The sequence below is a fragment of the Bernardetia aquimarina genome (assembly GCF_042180575.1).
Classification (GTDB): domain Bacteria; phylum Bacteroidota; class Bacteroidia; order Cytophagales; family Bernardetiaceae; genus Bernardetia.
The window spans coordinates 201333-216968 of record NZ_CP170094.1; the positions used below are offsets into that span (position 1 = coordinate 201333).

Genomic DNA, 15636 nt, shown 5'->3' on the forward strand with positions numbered 1-15636 from the left:
TTATTCTTCCCTTTTTAATAAAAAAAACTTTTATATATATGAAACTTTCAAAAATTTTTCAAAACCTTATTTTAGGTGTTGGAATAACCTTAGCAGGAAATGTTCTTGCACAAGATGCTCAAATTGCTTTCTATAATGGAAATGATTTGATGAATACTAATCTTAAAAAACATAGTACTAAAAATATAGGCGAAAATCTTAGATACGAACAAGATGATTTTGTCAAAATTGATAAAATTGCTTTATTTCCAAAAGATATTTCGGCAGAGCTTTCTATTCCAAAAGATTGGGTGTTTTTTCAAGGACTAAAATCTCCTTATTCGAATACGTGGATTTATATGGAACGTACTGAAATAGGAACAGAGTTTTCGATTTGGCTTTATGATGCAGATACCCATCAAAAAACACTTTTGATGAATCAAAAAACCACTCCTAAAGAAAATTATTCTTTCAAACCAATAGCTTGGAGTGCTGATAAATCTGCATTTTATTTAGAAATGCTAAAATTTGATACTGATTTTGACCACGAAGGCGTTTGGAAATACGATTTGAAAACAAATCAAATGAGTAAATTATCTATTTCGAAAGATTATTTTACTACTCCAATGCTTTCTCCTGACCGAAATTATTTTTTATATCTCAACAGTAATGAAGCCGAAAGGGATTTATTACACGGTTATGCCGATGAGATTAGAGTTTATAATATCGAAGAAGCAAAAGAAAAATCGACGTATAAAAAAGAAGGTGTTCCTTTGCAATTGGCTGGCTGGATTAAAGAAAAAGGAGATAAGGACGTAAAAGTGCATAAAATTTCTCCAAATGATAAAAAAGAAGAACACCGAGTTTCTTCTAACATTGATTACTTCTTACCGTGGGATTCGGGAAGAGCTTATTATGTTTCTCGCCATGGCACTCCTGCACCGAGTGGTTTTCATAATCCAACAGGCTCAAGAACTTCTATTTATGATGGAATTGGACAGCATGGATATGCAGCCGTTGATTTTGACACTCCTGATAATGCAGATCAAAATCTAAGAGCAGCAGCAGCAGGAACAGTAACTTCAGCAGGTAATTGTGGTTGTGGCTATGGAAATTTAGTAATTGTTCAACATTCTGATGGAACTCGTACTTATTATGCACACATGAAACAAGTTTTGACTAGTTCAGGACAGAGTGTGAGTCAAGGAACTGTATTAGGGCTTGAAGGAACAACAGGACAGTCTTCAGGTGACCATTTGCATTTTGAATGGCGTGCAGCAGGTGGAAATTCTTCTACTATAGGAACGTTTACAGATGTAGGACAACCTCGTCAAGGCTATAAATATACAGCAGGAACTGGAGTACCAACTCCATCAGACACAGTAGATCCAACTACAAGCATTACAGCCTCAAGTAGTGCAACAAGTGATTTTACAGCAAGTTTTACCGATGCTGATAATGTAAGTGTAACAGGTCGTTTTTATCAAGTATTAGAAAATTATGCTTCTGAAACTCGTGCTAATCGTGGCAATGGATTTTATAATGATAATTTTTCTACAGGTTCACTTCATTCTGATTATAATGTAGGAGCAGGAAGTTGGTCTGCTAATTCTTCTGGACGTTTACAACAATCAAATACCAGTAATACAAATACATCTTTATCTACATTTTTATCTCAAACAAATGGACAAAGTTATTTGTATAATTTTGCAGCAAAATTAAATAGTACAACTGGAAATCGTCGTTTTGGAATTCATATTATGGCAAGCTCTCAAACGGATTCTCAACGAGGAAATTCTTATCTAGTTTGGTTTTCAGGTGATGGTGGAACTGTAAATATCCTTGAAACCGTAAATAATGTACTTTATACAAGAGCAAGTGCCTCTCTTACCACAGGTACAAGTTGGGCAGATTATAAGGTAGCTTATTCTACTACCACAGGAAAAATAGAAGTATTTAGAAATGATGCTTTACTTACTCAATGGACAGATTCTAGTCCTCTTACTTCTGGAAATTATATTTCACTTCGTACTAATCAAGCAAATGTAGAATTTGATGATTTGAAAGTGTATAAAGGTAGAAGTACAGGTGTTACGGTAACGGTTGGAAACACAAATGCTAAAGATTTGCGTACAGCCACAGGACAAGTAAAATCTATTGTAAGAGATGCAGCAGGAAACTTTTCTAGTGTAGCAAATGCAAATGTTACTATTGGCGCACCAGCTATAACAGATATTACAGGAAACTGGGCAGAAAATGAAATTCGTTATATGTTGGATAATGGTTTTATGTCTGGATATAGTGATAATACCTTTCGTCCGAATAATAGTACAAGTCGTGCCGAGTTTGCAACGATGATAGCTGCTATTATTAACCCTTCTATTTCAAGTGACCCTGCTGTGGCTAGTCGTAGTTTTAGTGATATTAGTGGACATTGGGCAGAAGCAAATATTTTGAAAGCTGCTCGTGCTGGGTATTTGAGTGGTTATACTGATGGAACATTTAGACCAAATGACCCAATTACTAGAATGCAAGTAACTTTATCTATTTCAAATGGATTAGGCTTAACAGGGGGAACAAGCACATTATTAAATCTATTTACAGATAAAAATGATGTTCCTTCATGGGCTGCTCCTTCGGTTACAAATGGTATTTCTAATCGTTTTGTGGCTAATCACCCAAATAAAAACTATTACAAACCAAATGATAATAGTACAAGAGCAAATGCTACCGTAGTGATGTATCAAGCCTTGCGTTATCTAAATCGTGCGCCAGAATTATTCAATACGTACATTGTTGTTCCTGCAAATCCTACTTCTAAAGTGGCTGCAAAGTCAGAAGATAAATCACTACAAAATCTAGTTTTATATCCAAATCCATTAGATGGTAATAACTTGAAGTTGAAATTCTTATTAGAAGAATCTACTCCTCTTGAGATACGATTGTATAATGTTTTAGGAGAAGAAATTTCAGTATTATTCAATAAAGATAGCAAAGAAGGAATGTTTCAAGAAGAATTTGATTTATCAAAGCTCAACCTTCAAACAGGAACATATATTTTACGCATTATTTCTACTACCAAAACTCAAACTGTTAGATTTATTAAAAATTAATTTTTTAATATAAATCCCAAGGCAAACGCACGAAAATAAAATGTGTAATTTTATACTCTTTTGACCTATTTTTTTTTAGTTTTAAAATTCAAGCGAGGATGCTTGAATTAGACAAAAACTGGTTTAAGCGTCCTCGCTTGAACCAATTCTTAAAAAATAAAATTTCGTGCGTTTGCCCTATATAAATCCCCTATTTAATTACATTTAAAAAAAAATTTTCATGAAAACACTTAATTTAGTTATTATTGGTATTATCTTATTATTATTTGGTGGTTGTAGCCAAGATGAGATATTATCTGAACAAATTTCAGAAGTACAGACTACAAACGAACAAAACTCAAATTCTAAAAAAAGCAAAGCAGGTCAAAATTCCTCAGACCAAGTAATGACAATTATGCCTGATGTAGCAGGAAACTGGGCAGAAACGGAAATTAATTATATGACTTCAAATGGCTATATGTCAGGATTTCCTGATGGGACATTTAAGCCAAATAATCCAGTAAGTCGTGCCGAATTTGCTACCATGATTGTTAGTTGTCTTAATCCAGATCCAAAACCTGAAAATTCAAACATTTCGTTTTCAGATATTGGTACACACTGGGCAAAAGACAATATTCTAAAAGCTGCAAAAGCTGGTTTTTTATCTGGTTATCCTGACGGAACATTTATGCCAGATCAAAAAATCAATAAACTTCAAATTGTTATTTCTATTGCAAATGGATTGGCTGTTTCGGGAGGAAATGTAAACAATTTATCAAGTTTTTTTACAGACCATGCTGATATTGCAACTTGGGCAAGACCAAGTATAGCAAATGCACTAACAAATAGATTAGTATTAAATTATCCTACCAAAACTCAATTCAAACCACTTCAAAATGCTACACGCTCCGATGCAACTGCATTGATGTACTGTGCCATGAAGAGAGTAAATGGTAATCTTTCTTATACAAATCAGTATTTAGTAAATCCTAGTACAACACCCATAACAGGAGATTTTTCATTGAATTATCCAAGTCCTGTAGATGCTGGAAGTCCAGTTACATTTTCAGGTACAACTACAGGAATTACTTCTCTTAAATTCTTTATAGATGGATACCCATTAGGGACTACTCCGAGTAATGGTTCGTATTCTTTTACAGCTACTATCAATAATGCTGCTATAGCTCGTGTGCTTCGTGTGGAAGGGTATAATGGTTCTACTTTGGTAAAAGCACGTAATCAAACTATTGATGTGCGTCAAGCTAGTCCTTTTATTCAAAATGTACCTTATTTCTATCAACGTAATAATGCGTTGTATCCTGGTACTTCTTGTCAGAATACTTCTATTGCTATGGTAATTAATTATTATGGTGGAAGCACTACTCCTGATGAAATAACTAGAGAATATGGAAAAGATGGAGCGCAAACTGTGTCTGGTTTACAAGCTGTATTCAATTCTGAAGCACAATATTTTGGTTTGAATGTACGAGTAGAAGGCAAACAGAATGGTACATTAGCTCAAATGGAAGCTTTATTAGACCAAGGAAAGCCTGTTATTGCTCATGGATATACTACAAGTTTTGGACATGTTTTAGTGTTTTTAGGGCATGATGCTGATTATTATTATGTTCATGACCCGTATGGAAAATGGGATCAAGTAGCTTATAGTTCTGGATATACTCGTGGTCAGACTATAGGAAAAGCTACTAGATATAGAAAAAGTGCTATTCGTGCAGCTTTCTCGCCTGATGGCTTACTTTGGATGCACAGAGTTTATTCTACTAACTAAACCATAGATAATATACTACAACCTTTTGTACGAAGTCCATAATTGCTGATAGTTTGGCTACTGGATTATAAATACAAAAGGTTGTTTTTTTTAAACGATTTTTTTTTTAGACCTAATTAATAAAATGTTAAAATTTAATTATAAATCAAGTAAAATACGCATCAAATTATGTTTGATGTTTTTTATATTTTCTCTCTCTGCTTGTGTAGATGAAGGGCAAATTATACATCAAGAGGTCATGGAGAATGCCTCTCATCACGATTGTACAGAAGTTTCTCCCAACTCCTACAAAAAAACAAGTTCTTCCTCTTCAAATTTAGGCTCTCCTCAACAAATATTTTCTGTTTCTGATATTAGTGGACATTGGGCAAATTTTGAGATAGATTATCTTATCTCTAATAATTATGCCTCAGGTTATCCTGACGGCACCTTTAAGCCAAATAATTCTCTAACAAGAGCAGAGTTTGCAGCTTTTATTTCAAGTATTTTAAAGCCTGTTCCTATACGTCCTGCCATCGAATTTCGTGATGTTCCTACAACACATTGGGCTTATAATGCAATTCAGAAAGCCTATCGTGGTGGTTTTCTTTCAGGATTTAATGATGGAACATTTCAACCTAATGCAAACCTTACTCGCACACAATCTTTAGTAGCAATTTCAAATGGATTAAACCTAACAGGTGGAGATATATCTCGTTTATCTTCTTATTATGATGATGCTTCTCAAATACCAACATGGGCTAAACCTTCCATAGCAAATGCTACAATCAATAATTTGGTAGTTAACTACCCCAACAAGCGTAATTTTAGAGCTAACCAAAATACTACTCGTGGAGAAGTTTCTGTCGTATTTTATCGTGCTTTAGTCAAACAAAATAAGGCGACAGATTACAAAAATCCTTATTTAATTACTTATGATAAAATGCCTTTGGTAGTAATGTATCACGAAATTTTGGCAAATCCTGTCTATGGTAGTGATGTAAGTACCTCTAACTTTGTCGAACAAATGAATTTCTTCAAATCTCAAGGATACCGTACACTTTCTTTAGATGAATTTTATGAGGTAGTTACAAATCATGCTGTTGTTCCTCAAAAAAGCGTTTTACTTACTTTTGATGATGGGTATGTGGGAAATTACAATAATGCACTACCTATTTTACAACAACATAATTTTAAAGCAGCTTTTTTTGTTCATACAGGTTTTGTGGGAGTTGCATCTGGTTCACATCCGAAGATGAGTTGGAATCAATTGCGTAACATTGAAGCAAACTCACTTTTCGAAGTAGAATCTCATACCGTAAATCATGGTTATTTAGAAAACATGACTCCTACACAAGTAACCAACGAACTTGCTAATTCAAAGACTGCCCTAGAAAGAGAACTAAACAAAACGTGTGATTATTTAGCCTATCCATTTGGGTCATATAGTGAAGAGGTAACACGACAAGCTCCTAGTTATTTCAAAATAGCGTTTGCAGTCAACTTTTTTGGTTATAAAAATGCACCAGCAGCCTATTCTATTCCACGTATCGGAATTGGCAAAGATTTGACTAGCCTTGCTTTATTTAGACAAAGAATTGGTAGATAATAATTAAAAGCTGTTATTAATTGCTAATGAAAAATCCTTTAATTCTATTTTTTTTATATAGAATGGAAGGATTTTTTTATAAATACTACTCTTTCGTTATAATTCCGTATTTTTGCATAAAATTTCAATTAGCAATTTGAATATTTATTTATTCGTAAAGAAAAAGCTGTTTTATGGCAATTAGCAATACAGAATTAGAAGGCAAAGAAAAAAAACATGAAGACCTCCACAAAAGAGAAGCAGACTTTCATGACGACTGGGCAACCTCCGAAGACCTTGCAGAAATAGACGTGGTAGCACTTTTTGAAGGACTTTGTGCCATCGAAAATCGGTATATGGTTGAGCAAATGGGAAACCTTCAAGGAAAAAAAATACTTGATGTGGGTGCAGGTTTGGGCGAAAGCTCAGTGTATTTTGCTATGCAAGGCGCAGAAGTTACCTACACAGATATTTCTCCACAAATGGGCGAACTTGCTAAAGAATTAGCTGCAAGATATAATGTAAAAATCAATGTAGTTATTTCTCCAGCCGAAAAAATGGTTTTTGAAAAAGATTATTTTGATATTGTTTATTGTGCAAATCTAATGCACCACGTTCCAGAAACAGAACATACAATTTGGTTAGAAAATATCCATCAGTTTTTGAGAAAAGGAGGAAAACTCTACACATGGGACCCAATAAAATACAATCCTGTCATTAATGTTTATCGTAAAATGGCAATGGATGTCAGAACGATTGATGAAATGCCTTTGGGTTTTGATATTTTGAAAAAATATAAAGCTACTTTTTCGAATGTTCATCACAAAGAATTTTGGCTTTCTACGCTTGTTTTGTTTTTGTATTATTATTTTATAAAAAGATACAATCCAAATAAAGTTCGTTATTGGAAGCGCATTTATAAAGAAAATGAAAAAACGATTGGCTGGTGGTTCAAACCTCTTTCAGCTTTGGATAATGTGTTATTAAAAATTCCATTGATAAATCGTTTAGCTTGGAATATTGTGATTGTGGCAGAGAAGTAATTTTTTATAAATTTTATCTCAATGGATTTTTTAGATATAATTGGTCAAATTCTTTGGTTTAGTATTCCTATCATTCCTATTTCTAGTGTATTTTACGTAGTTTGGAAATACAGAAAAGAAAAAATATTTGTAGCTATATTAATAAAAACGATTATAACAACTCTTGTTTTGAGTATATTTCTTTTTTTATTAGCCTATCAATTATATTTAGAGATGGAATGGGAGCATGAAAAAAGCCTATTCATTTTTCATAATTGAATAGGCTTTTTGATTTTTGTTATTTTTTGCTGTTTCATAAAACTAGGCTTGTTCAATGTGTTTTTTTGATAAAAATACAATTCCTAAAAGCAATAATCCAATACTTGTACCTTTCAAAATTCCGTCAACGATATCAGGTAAATGAGTATAATGCTGAAAAATAAAACTCAAACTCATAAGTAAAACACCAAAAACAACAAGTAGAATATAATTTTTATTTGGACGTTTCATAATGCAAGGGATTTATTCTGTAAAAAATTAAAATTTGTCTTTAATTATTCATACGTTTGAAGAGTGTATTTAGTTACAAATTATTCTTTATATTATTCAATTTTTTTAAAATATAATTTCTCATCTCTATAAGTTGGGAAATCGCCAAGCTACAAATCTAGTTTTTTTGTTTCCCTGTTCCATATTTATCGTTCTATATTCTGTTTTGAGTTTGTCTAATTGTTTATAGATTGCTTTTAGATTTCCACCTTTCGAAACAAGTGTCGTAAACCAATTTACTTGACCTCTGAACTCTACACTTTGTTTTATCATTCGTTTTATAAAAAGAGCTTCTCCACCATTGCACCAAAGTTCGTTAGCTTGACCTCCAAAATTTAGTTTTAGTGTGTTTTTATCTATTTCTGTATCGTTTTTCAAGTTTTTTACTTTACGTGAAGCTGCTGAGTAAGCCTCTTTTTCTGATGCATGAAAAGGAGGATTGCAGATAGTAAAATCAAAATATTCATCTTCTTTAATAATTCCTTTAAAAATATTTGCATTCGATTCTTGATAACGAATTTCTATATTTTCTTTTAATTTTTGAGAAGTTTCTATATTTTTTCTAGCTGATTCAATAGCCATTTTGTCAATATCTGCACCTACCATTTTCCAATCAAATAATTGACTAGCCAAAATTGGGTAAATACAGTTTGCACCAACCCCAATATCAAGTCCTTTTATTGCTTTAGGTTGTTCTTTTTTGAATAAATCCTTTAAATAATACAAATAATCAGCTCGGCTAGGAATAGGAGGACACAAATAACCACTTGGAATACTCCAGTTTTGCACATCGTGATGATGCACTAAAAGTGATTTATTCAATTCTAAGACTGCTTTTTCATTAGCAAAATCAATCGTTTCTATTTTGTGTTGGTTTATAAACACAAATTCTTTTAAAGTTGGATTGCTTTTGACAAGTTCTTTAAAATTATAAAATGAATTATGTATATTTTTTGGGTGCAAGTTATTTTATAGATTTAGATTTTTAAGGATAGAAACAACAATTATTTTTACTACTTTTGAATAATCTATAATCTAAGGTACAAAATTAATTATAACAATTATGAAAAAATATTATCTCTTCATTGTTTTACTAATTCCTTTTATTTGTTTTTGCTGTGTAGGTGGTAGCTCTATAAAACCAAGTGATTATACAAAAGAAAGTAAAAAAATTCCCCCCACTTTTGGAAATGCTCCTACTGTACTTGTCTTTTTGGTAGAATCAAATTTAGAAGAGGTAGAGACGAAAACGAAAGTTATAAGAGAAAGCAAACGGCAAATAAATACAGTTATACCTCTATATTATAAAGGAAAGTATGAAATAATAGAATCATATAATGAATTTAACAAATTTGAAAATATGTCTTATAGGTATATTTTACATTACAAAGTTTTCTTTCCGAGTAAAAATGGTCGTACTGGTCAGTTTAGTCCAAATTATGGAGATGATACCTATCAATTATTTATAGAAGACTTAAATACAGGACTTCATTATGAGCCTTCTGTAAAAACATCAGATTATGAAGGATTATTGAAAGTATATGCAGAATATTTAGAAAAAGAAAGAGATAAATCAGAATAAAAGGATATTATTTTGAAACATAAATTAAGAATCTAAAGAAGAAACATGTACAATCTTCTCAATAGCTCTAAAAATCTCTGAAAAAGTAATTTTATCCAAAATCTGAAAAGAAAGTGGTTGTGCCTTTTTGTGCAGACGAACAACACTCGTTTTTACATTCTGTGGCTGACTGGGCAGGGCTTCTACCCAAAATTCTACCTCTAGTTTTATTGGTTTTTGAGGTTTTTCTGTTTCTGAATTAGTTAATTTATAATCAAATTGAAAGGTAACAAAGCTACGATTTGCTTTTGGATAAGTAAGCCATTTATAATTCCAGCCTTGTATTTTGGCAAACATGCGAAGTTTTTTCTGACTCAAAATTACTCCTTCAAAACGATTACTTTCTTCTATTTCCTTCTTTTCTATTCTTTCAAAAATAGTTCTAAAAACCTGTTGAAAAGGCTGTTTGATGTCTTTTTGTTTAATAAATTCTTGCCAATACTCTAATTCCTCTTCACTTAATAAAACAGGATGCAAAAGACGAATTGAAGTATTATCATCAACTTCAACAGGATTTTTTTCAGCATCTACCAAACGCCCAAAAGAAGACCAAACGGTTTTCCACTTTTTACTTTTTTCTGTATCTATTTCTACTTGCCAAATCAAATTTTCTACAATCACTCCCAAAAGTCCGTGATTAATGTAGGCATTTTTCCAATGTGAATATGTAAATGTTTTTTGTGTCAAATATGTTTTTTCTAAACGTTCTCTTTGTAGAGTAAGTGTTTTTTGGGCTTCGTTGGCTGTGCTTTTTAGCTTTTCTATTTTATGAGGAAATTCTTTTTTTAGAGCTGCAGGGATGGTTTTTAATTGTTTTCCATTTGCATCAAACCAAGTTAGTTTTACTTTATTTTCTATCACTTGAATATGATAAGCATAGATTTTTTCAGTATTTATTTTTGAATGAATTTCGCCTTCCAAAAAGCCATTTTCTAATCCATAATCAGGCAAATGATTTTCTAAAAGTTCAATAACTTCTACATTTTGTTTTTTTGCAATTTGAGTGAGTTTTTTTTCTATTAATTTCTTTAAAGAAAGTGATTGCAACTGAATTTGTACAGAAAGAAGTGCCGAAATAGGACTAACTTTTTGAGTACCCATTTCTATATCAGCCAAAGCATAAATGGCTTGTTCAGAAAGTTTGTAAGAGGCAATTCCTGTGATTCTATCGGTTTTAGTTGTTCTATTTTTACCTGTTGCGATAGCAAGCTCAGAAAGTAAATCAATAGAATTTTGGTCTGCTACAAAAGGCAAAGCACGAATAAGACGAGCAAAAATAGTTTCGTTTGGATATTCTAATACATAATTTCGTTCGTGTTCTAATCCAGACTCATCTTCATAAAAAGCTGTTTTGGGTTTTGTCAGAATGACAAGTTCTAACCAATCATGAAGTGTTTTGCGAAATGGTTTTTCGCCTATCTTTTCTATAATAGGTAAAATCTGCTTTTTATAACTTCGTGGTGTAACCTCAATTATTTTTTCGAACAAATACGACCAAAGTAATTGTTCTTTTTCGTCTGCATAATCAAAAAATTCAGTTACACTATTTCCCCAAACATCTTCTTTATTTAGCATTTTTGGTCTGTTAGTTAGCAGTTACCAGTAATTAGTAACCAGTTATTCTAATTTATTTTATCTCTTTCATTCTCTCAAAAGGTTGTGTTCTATCAAAAAGATAACGATAAGTAGCGTGTCGTTTTACTTTTTCAGCTTCCAAACTCTCACAAAGTTTGACCATTCCTGTATTAAAATCTCCAATCCAATTAAATTCTATATAATCATATTGATACGGAGGGATTTTATTTAGATATTTTTTTCTTTCTTCTTGATAGGCGACAACCATTCCTAACTCCACTCCTTTTCGCTGAAATTCGGGTGCAACTCCAAATATTACCCCAAAGACTGTTTTATTTTTCTTTTGCATTTTGTGCCACATAAATTGTAGTTTTTGCCAAATTCCAAACTTTCCGTTTAAGTGTTTGAAAAGCTGATTGAGTTCGGGAAGCATTACATAAAAACCGATTGCTTTTCCTTCAAAATAAGCAAACCACACTAGATTTTCTTCCAAAATAGGCTTCATTTGTTTCAAAAGAGCCTTCGAATCTTCTACTGTTAGTTTGGCTACACCTTCATGATTTCCCCAACTTGCATTATAAACCTCTCTAAAATCTTCTGCGTGTTTGTCAATAGTTGCCTTATTGATATGAGAAAAAGAATAGCCTTCTCGTGCCATTACTCGGTCAGCAATTTTCTTTAATCTATCCGAAACATCGTACATTTCACGTCCATACGTAAACTGCTGAAAATATTCTTGAAAACCCCATTTCTCAAAAAAATCTTTGTAATATTCGAAGTGATAACCCATTTGATAATTGGGAGGTTTGTCAAATCCATCAATCAAAACGCCCCACCATTGATTGCGTTCTCCAAAATTGATAGGTGCATCCATAGCTTCCATTCCACGCTCTGAAAGCCATTTTTTAGCTTTGTCAAACAACATAAAAGCTACCTTTTCATCTTTTATACATTCAAAAAAACCTGCTCCTCCTGTGGGTTGATTATTATCTTTAAGAACAATTTTGGGATTGATAAAAGCAGCGATTCGTCCTACCGTTTCGCCATTATTATCTTGCAAAAGCCAACGAATTGCTTCTGCTTTTATTCCTTTTTCGTTATGATTAAAGAGTGGATTTTGAGTTTCATCAAATACAATTTCTATATCTTTATTTAAAGGACGAATCCAGTAGGGATTATCTTTATACAGACGAGCTGCAAAATCATTAAATTCCTTTTTATTTTCTTTGGTTTGTACTTCTATGAAATTCATTTTATGAAATTATGTTTTATCAAATCTGAAAGAACAAATTTACAATTTTTATTTTTTATAAAAATGCTCTAATTTAATTACTATTAGGTCAGTTTAATAGTTATAGGAAAATATAAAATTTGGCAAATAGTCTTAAAAGTGTTATTTTAATGACTCTTAAGAAGGGTTTCAAAACAACGTACTACTTTTAATACCTCAAACTATGTTCCTCAGAAAAATCTTCAAACCAAAAATAAAACGAGAAAAACTAGAAGAATTAAGAAAAATTGCTTTTAAGTTTGATAATCAGATTTTTACAGAAAGTAATCATGATTTTGTGTATGATGAGTTAGATAAATTTAATAAACTAGCTAATTCATATATAAAACAGACTAATAAAGTTGTTTGTAAAGATTTGTGCCATCTACAAATCAGTTATCAAAAACGAGGTTTAGATAGAGATGTACTAAAAAACGAAGAGAAAAATAACAGAATTCCCTCACCATATTTTTTTGAAACGATGATTAAAGTAATTGATTTTATTTTAGAAAAATATGAAGTCAAAGAGTAGAAAACCTGTTTCATTACTTCTGACTTCATACATCTAACTTCTTACTTTATCTCTACGCCTTATAAAAAAGCCATTTAGAAACTTCTCTGTAAGTTGGTTTTTTGCCATACATCAAAATTCCAATTCTATAAATACGTCCTACTATCCAAGTTGTCCCTAAGAAAGTCAAGAATAAAATAGTCATTGATAAAGCAACTTCCCAAAGAGGTGGTTCAAAAGGAATCCTAACCATCATAATAATAGGCGAAGTAAGAGGAAACATCGAAGCCCAAAAAGCAACTGTTCCGTCTGGGTCATTAACAACCAAACCAATAATTCCGATAGCCGTAATGAGTGGAATAGTAATAGGAAGCATAAATTGCTGCGTATCTGTTTGGTTATCTACAATCGAACCTACTGCTCCATAAAGCGCACCATAGACCAAATAACCCATTATAAAATAAAACCCAAAAGCTCCAATAATAAGAGGAAAATTAAGTGTTTGGACGGTTTCTAAGATATTCTGAACTTCTAAATTAGTTTCTAATTGATTTGCCATTCCACCAGATTGAGCAATGATGGCTTGCGCTTCTTCTTGAGTCATATTATCTTCTAAGGAAAACACAGAAGAAACTACAAAAAATAAAACCAAACCTAATACAATCCAAATTAAAAATTGTGTAAAAGCAACACAAGCTACACCAATAATTTTGCCCAACATAAGCTCAAAAGGCTTTACAGAAGAAATAATAACTTCTACAATTCGGTTTGTTTTTTCCTCCATTACACCACGCATAACCTGCGCTCCATACAAGAAAATAAAGAAATAAATCATTACAGCACTCAAATAAGCGACAATACTAGCTACTGTCGAATCTGTACGAGTTTCTTTTGAATAAAGAGGGGTTACTGTCAATTTTACTTTTGTCTTGGCTTCTTTTATCAAAATAGGATTCATTCCTAGCTTTACTAATTTTTGTTCTTCTAGTTTTTTAGCTATTTCTCTTTCTATTTTTTTCTCCAACTGAATCGGAATATTTTTATCTGCAAAGAGCAAAACTCCATCAGTATTTTCAGCCGTAACACCTTTCGGAATCGATAACAAACCATCAAAATTTTCAGATTTATCTTTTAGGTTTGCTTTTGCTTCTTCAATGTTATTTTGAACAGTATAAACCAGTTTTACATTATCTATTTCTGCTAGTCTATCTAACAAATTACCTTCATCAACTACTTGAATCACTTTTTGTCCTGTATCTAAAGAAGTCAGCCAAGCAGGAACTACCATTAAAGCAATTACCAAAAAGGGAGCTAAAAGTGACATAACAATAAATGACTTTTTACGAACTCTAGTCAAATATTCTCTTTCTATAATTATTCTGATTTTGTTCATGATTTTATGTTTTAAACCCTAAGGGTCTTGAAGACCCTTAGGGTTTTAGGATTTATGATAACAAAGTTAAAAATTTCTATCAAACAACAACTTTTAAATCCTATTATTTTACCTTTGAGGGAAATTAATTTTTATTAAAAATAAATAACAAATTACCAATCAAATGAACATTGAAAAAATAGATATTGAATTATTATCTCGCTTGACAAATGCAGCAGGCGCACCTGGTTATGAAGACCGAATTCGTGAACAAATCCAGAAAGAAATAAAAGATTATGTTGATGAAATGAGTGTAGATAATTTGGGAAATTTGATTGCTCTCAAAAAAGGCTTAAACTCAGATTCTTCTGAAAACAAAAAAGTAATGGTGGATGCTCACATGGACGAAATTGCTTTTATGGTTACTCATATTGATGATAGAGGTTTTGTTCGTTTCCATCCATTGGGAGGCTTTGACCCAAAAACGCTGACAGCACAACGTGTCATTATTCACGGAAAAAAAGATATGTTAGGAGTTTTGGGTACAAAAGCTATTCACATGATGACTGCCGAAGAACGCAAAAAAACGGCTGAACTAGATGACTATTTTGTTGATTTGGGACTACCAAAAGAAGAAGTAGAAAAATTTGTTTCTGTTGGCGATACTATCACAAGAGAAAGAGATTTAGTAGAAATAGGAAATACAATTTCTACTAAATCTTTAGATAACCGAATTGCAGTTTATATTTTGGTAGAAACATTAAAGAATTTAGAAGCAACTCCTTATGATGTCTATGCTGTTTTTTCTGTTCAAGAAGAAGTTGGTTTGCGTGGTGCTTTGGTAGCGACAAGAAATATTGACCCCGATTTTGCAATTTGTTTGGATACAACAGTTACGAATGATATGCCGAGCGTTTCGCCTCAAAAACAAGTAACTCAATTAGGAAAAGGAACAGGAATAAAAATTATTGATTCTCAAACAATTTGTGACCCTAGAATGGTAGATTTCTTGAAAGCAACTGCTGATAGAGAAAGCCTGACATGGCAAGCAGAAGTTTTGCCTGCTGGTGGAACAAATACGGCTTCTTTGCAGCGTGGTGGAAAAGGTTCGATTGTTGGAGCAATTTCAATTCCTACCCGTTATTTGCATCAAGTAACCGAAATGGTTCATAAAGATGATGTTTTGGCAAGTACAAGATTACTTATGGCTGCCTTGGAAACAATGGATAAATACAACTGGGACAGATAAATAAAGTATGAAGTTAGATTTTAGAAGTCAGAAATAAATA

The 15636-nt window shown here is 32.2% G+C and carries 13 protein-coding genes; 8 read left to right on the top strand and 5 right to left on the bottom strand.

Translation table 11 applies throughout. The annotated features are described in order from the left end of the window. Positions 1 to 38 precede the first annotated feature (38 nt). The 5 genes from ACE193_RS00825 (at position 39) to ACE193_RS00845 (ending at position 7728) form a co-directional block, all read left to right on the top strand. Positions 39 to 3092 (top strand): S-layer homology domain-containing protein, encoded by a 3054-nt coding sequence (locus ACE193_RS00825; RefSeq protein ID WP_375561130.1) that lies wholly within the window; start codon positions 39 to 41, stop codon positions 3090 to 3092. Between the two features lie 220 nt (positions 3093 to 3312). Beyond that, positions 3313 to 4860: an S-layer homology domain-containing protein gene (locus ACE193_RS00830; RefSeq protein WP_375561131.1), complete on the top strand. Its 1548-nt coding sequence runs from the start codon at positions 3313 to 3315 to the stop codon at positions 4858 to 4860. A 124-nt stretch (positions 4861 to 4984) separates the two neighbouring features. Next, positions 4985 to 6448, top strand: a complete 1464-nt coding sequence (locus ACE193_RS00835; protein ID WP_375561132.1) for an S-layer homology domain-containing protein — start codon at positions 4985 to 4987, stop codon at positions 6446 to 6448. 173 nt (positions 6449 to 6621) lie between these two features. After that, positions 6622 to 7470 carry a class I SAM-dependent methyltransferase gene (locus ACE193_RS00840; RefSeq protein WP_375561133.1) on the top strand — a complete coding sequence of 283 codons (849 nt, stop codon included), beginning with the start codon at positions 6622 to 6624 and terminating at the stop codon, positions 7468 to 7470. Between the two features lie 21 nt (positions 7471 to 7491). Next, positions 7492 to 7728 carry a hypothetical protein gene (locus ACE193_RS00845; RefSeq protein ID WP_375561134.1) on the top strand — a complete coding sequence of 79 codons (237 nt, stop codon included), beginning with the start codon at positions 7492 to 7494 and terminating at the stop codon, positions 7726 to 7728. A gap of 42 nt (positions 7729 to 7770) precedes the next feature. Here the strand turns inward: ACE193_RS00845 and ACE193_RS00850 are convergent, their stop codons facing one another. Continuing rightward, positions 7771 to 7959, bottom strand: a complete 189-nt coding sequence (locus ACE193_RS00850; RefSeq protein ID WP_375561135.1) for a hypothetical protein — start codon at positions 7957 to 7959, stop codon at positions 7771 to 7773. Between the two features lie 126 nt (positions 7960 to 8085). Continuing rightward, on the bottom strand, positions 8086 to 8961 hold the full coding sequence (gene rlmF, locus ACE193_RS00855; protein WP_375561136.1) for a 23S rRNA (adenine(1618)-N(6))-methyltransferase RlmF: 876 nt from the start codon (positions 8959 to 8961) through the stop codon (positions 8086 to 8088). Positions 8962 to 9061: 100 nt separating this feature from the next. Between rlmF and ACE193_RS00860 the strand changes: the two genes are divergently transcribed. Then, positions 9062 to 9580: a hypothetical protein gene (locus ACE193_RS00860; RefSeq protein WP_375561137.1), complete on the top strand. Its 519-nt coding sequence runs from the start codon at positions 9062 to 9064 to the stop codon at positions 9578 to 9580. 24 nt (positions 9581 to 9604) lie between these two features. On the opposite strand, the gene ACE193_RS00865 is transcribed toward ACE193_RS00860, so the two are convergent. Together ACE193_RS00865 and ACE193_RS00870 are read right to left on the bottom strand one after the other, a co-directional pair. Next, a complete protein-coding gene (locus ACE193_RS00865) occupies positions 9605 to 11194 on the bottom strand; it encodes a DUF4132 domain-containing protein (protein WP_375561138.1) in 1590 nt (529 codons plus the stop codon). A gap of 52 nt (positions 11195 to 11246) precedes the next feature. Next, positions 11247 to 12446 carry a hypothetical protein gene (locus ACE193_RS00870; RefSeq protein WP_375561139.1) on the bottom strand — a complete coding sequence of 400 codons (1200 nt, stop codon included), beginning with the start codon at positions 12444 to 12446 and terminating at the stop codon, positions 11247 to 11249. 202 nt (positions 12447 to 12648) lie between these two features. Here ACE193_RS00870 and ACE193_RS00875 point away from each other — a divergent pair, with 202 nt between their 5' ends. Then, positions 12649 to 12996 (top strand): hypothetical protein, encoded by a 348-nt coding sequence (locus ACE193_RS00875; protein ID WP_375561140.1) that lies wholly within the window; start codon positions 12649 to 12651, stop codon positions 12994 to 12996. A 52-nt stretch (positions 12997 to 13048) separates the two neighbouring features. On the opposite strand, the gene ACE193_RS00880 is transcribed toward ACE193_RS00875, so the two are convergent. After that, positions 13049 to 14368, bottom strand: coding sequence for an ABC transporter permease (locus ACE193_RS00880; protein ID WP_375561141.1), 1320 nt, complete (start codon positions 14366 to 14368; stop codon positions 13049 to 13051). Positions 14369 to 14531: 163 nt separating this feature from the next. On the opposite strand from ACE193_RS00880, the gene ACE193_RS00885 reads away from it, so the two are divergent. After that, positions 14532 to 15596, top strand: coding sequence for a M42 family metallopeptidase (locus tag ACE193_RS00885; RefSeq protein ID WP_375561142.1), 1065 nt, complete (start codon positions 14532 to 14534; stop codon positions 15594 to 15596). Positions 15597 to 15636: the final 40 nt, after the last annotated feature.

Excerpts from the sequence above, each read along its gene's own strand:
- ACE193_RS00825 (WP_375561130.1), top strand. The coding sequence starts at position 39 with ATGAAACTTTCAAAAATTTTTCAAAACCTTATTTTAGGTGTTGGAATA.
- ACE193_RS00830 (WP_375561131.1), top strand. The coding sequence starts at position 3,313 with ATGAAAACACTTAATTTAGTTATTATTGGTATTATCTTATTATTATTT.
- ACE193_RS00835 (WP_375561132.1), top strand. The coding sequence starts at position 4,985 with ATGTTAAAATTTAATTATAAATCAAGTAAAATACGCATCAAATTATGT.
- ACE193_RS00840 (WP_375561133.1), top strand. The coding sequence starts at position 6,622 with ATGGCAATTAGCAATACAGAATTAGAAGGCAAAGAAAAAAAACATGAA.
- ACE193_RS00845 (WP_375561134.1), top strand. The coding sequence starts at position 7,492 with ATGGATTTTTTAGATATAATTGGTCAAATTCTTTGGTTTAGTATTCCT.
- ACE193_RS00850 (WP_375561135.1), bottom strand. The coding sequence starts at position 7,959 with ATGAAACGTCCAAATAAAAATTATATTCTACTTGTTGTTTTTGGTGTT.
- ACE193_RS00860 (WP_375561137.1), top strand. The coding sequence starts at position 9,062 with ATGAAAAAATATTATCTCTTCATTGTTTTACTAATTCCTTTTATTTGT.
- ACE193_RS00865 (WP_375561138.1), bottom strand. The coding sequence starts at position 11,194 with ATGCTAAATAAAGAAGATGTTTGGGGAAATAGTGTAACTGAATTTTTT.
- ACE193_RS00870 (WP_375561139.1), bottom strand. The coding sequence starts at position 12,446 with ATGAATTTCATAGAAGTACAAACCAAAGAAAATAAAAAGGAATTTAAT.
- ACE193_RS00875 (WP_375561140.1), top strand. The coding sequence starts at position 12,649 with ATGTTCCTCAGAAAAATCTTCAAACCAAAAATAAAACGAGAAAAACTA.
- ACE193_RS00880 (WP_375561141.1), bottom strand. The coding sequence starts at position 14,368 with ATGAACAAAATCAGAATAATTATAGAAAGAGAATATTTGACTAGAGTT.
- ACE193_RS00885 (WP_375561142.1), top strand. The coding sequence starts at position 14,532 with ATGAACATTGAAAAAATAGATATTGAATTATTATCTCGCTTGACAAAT.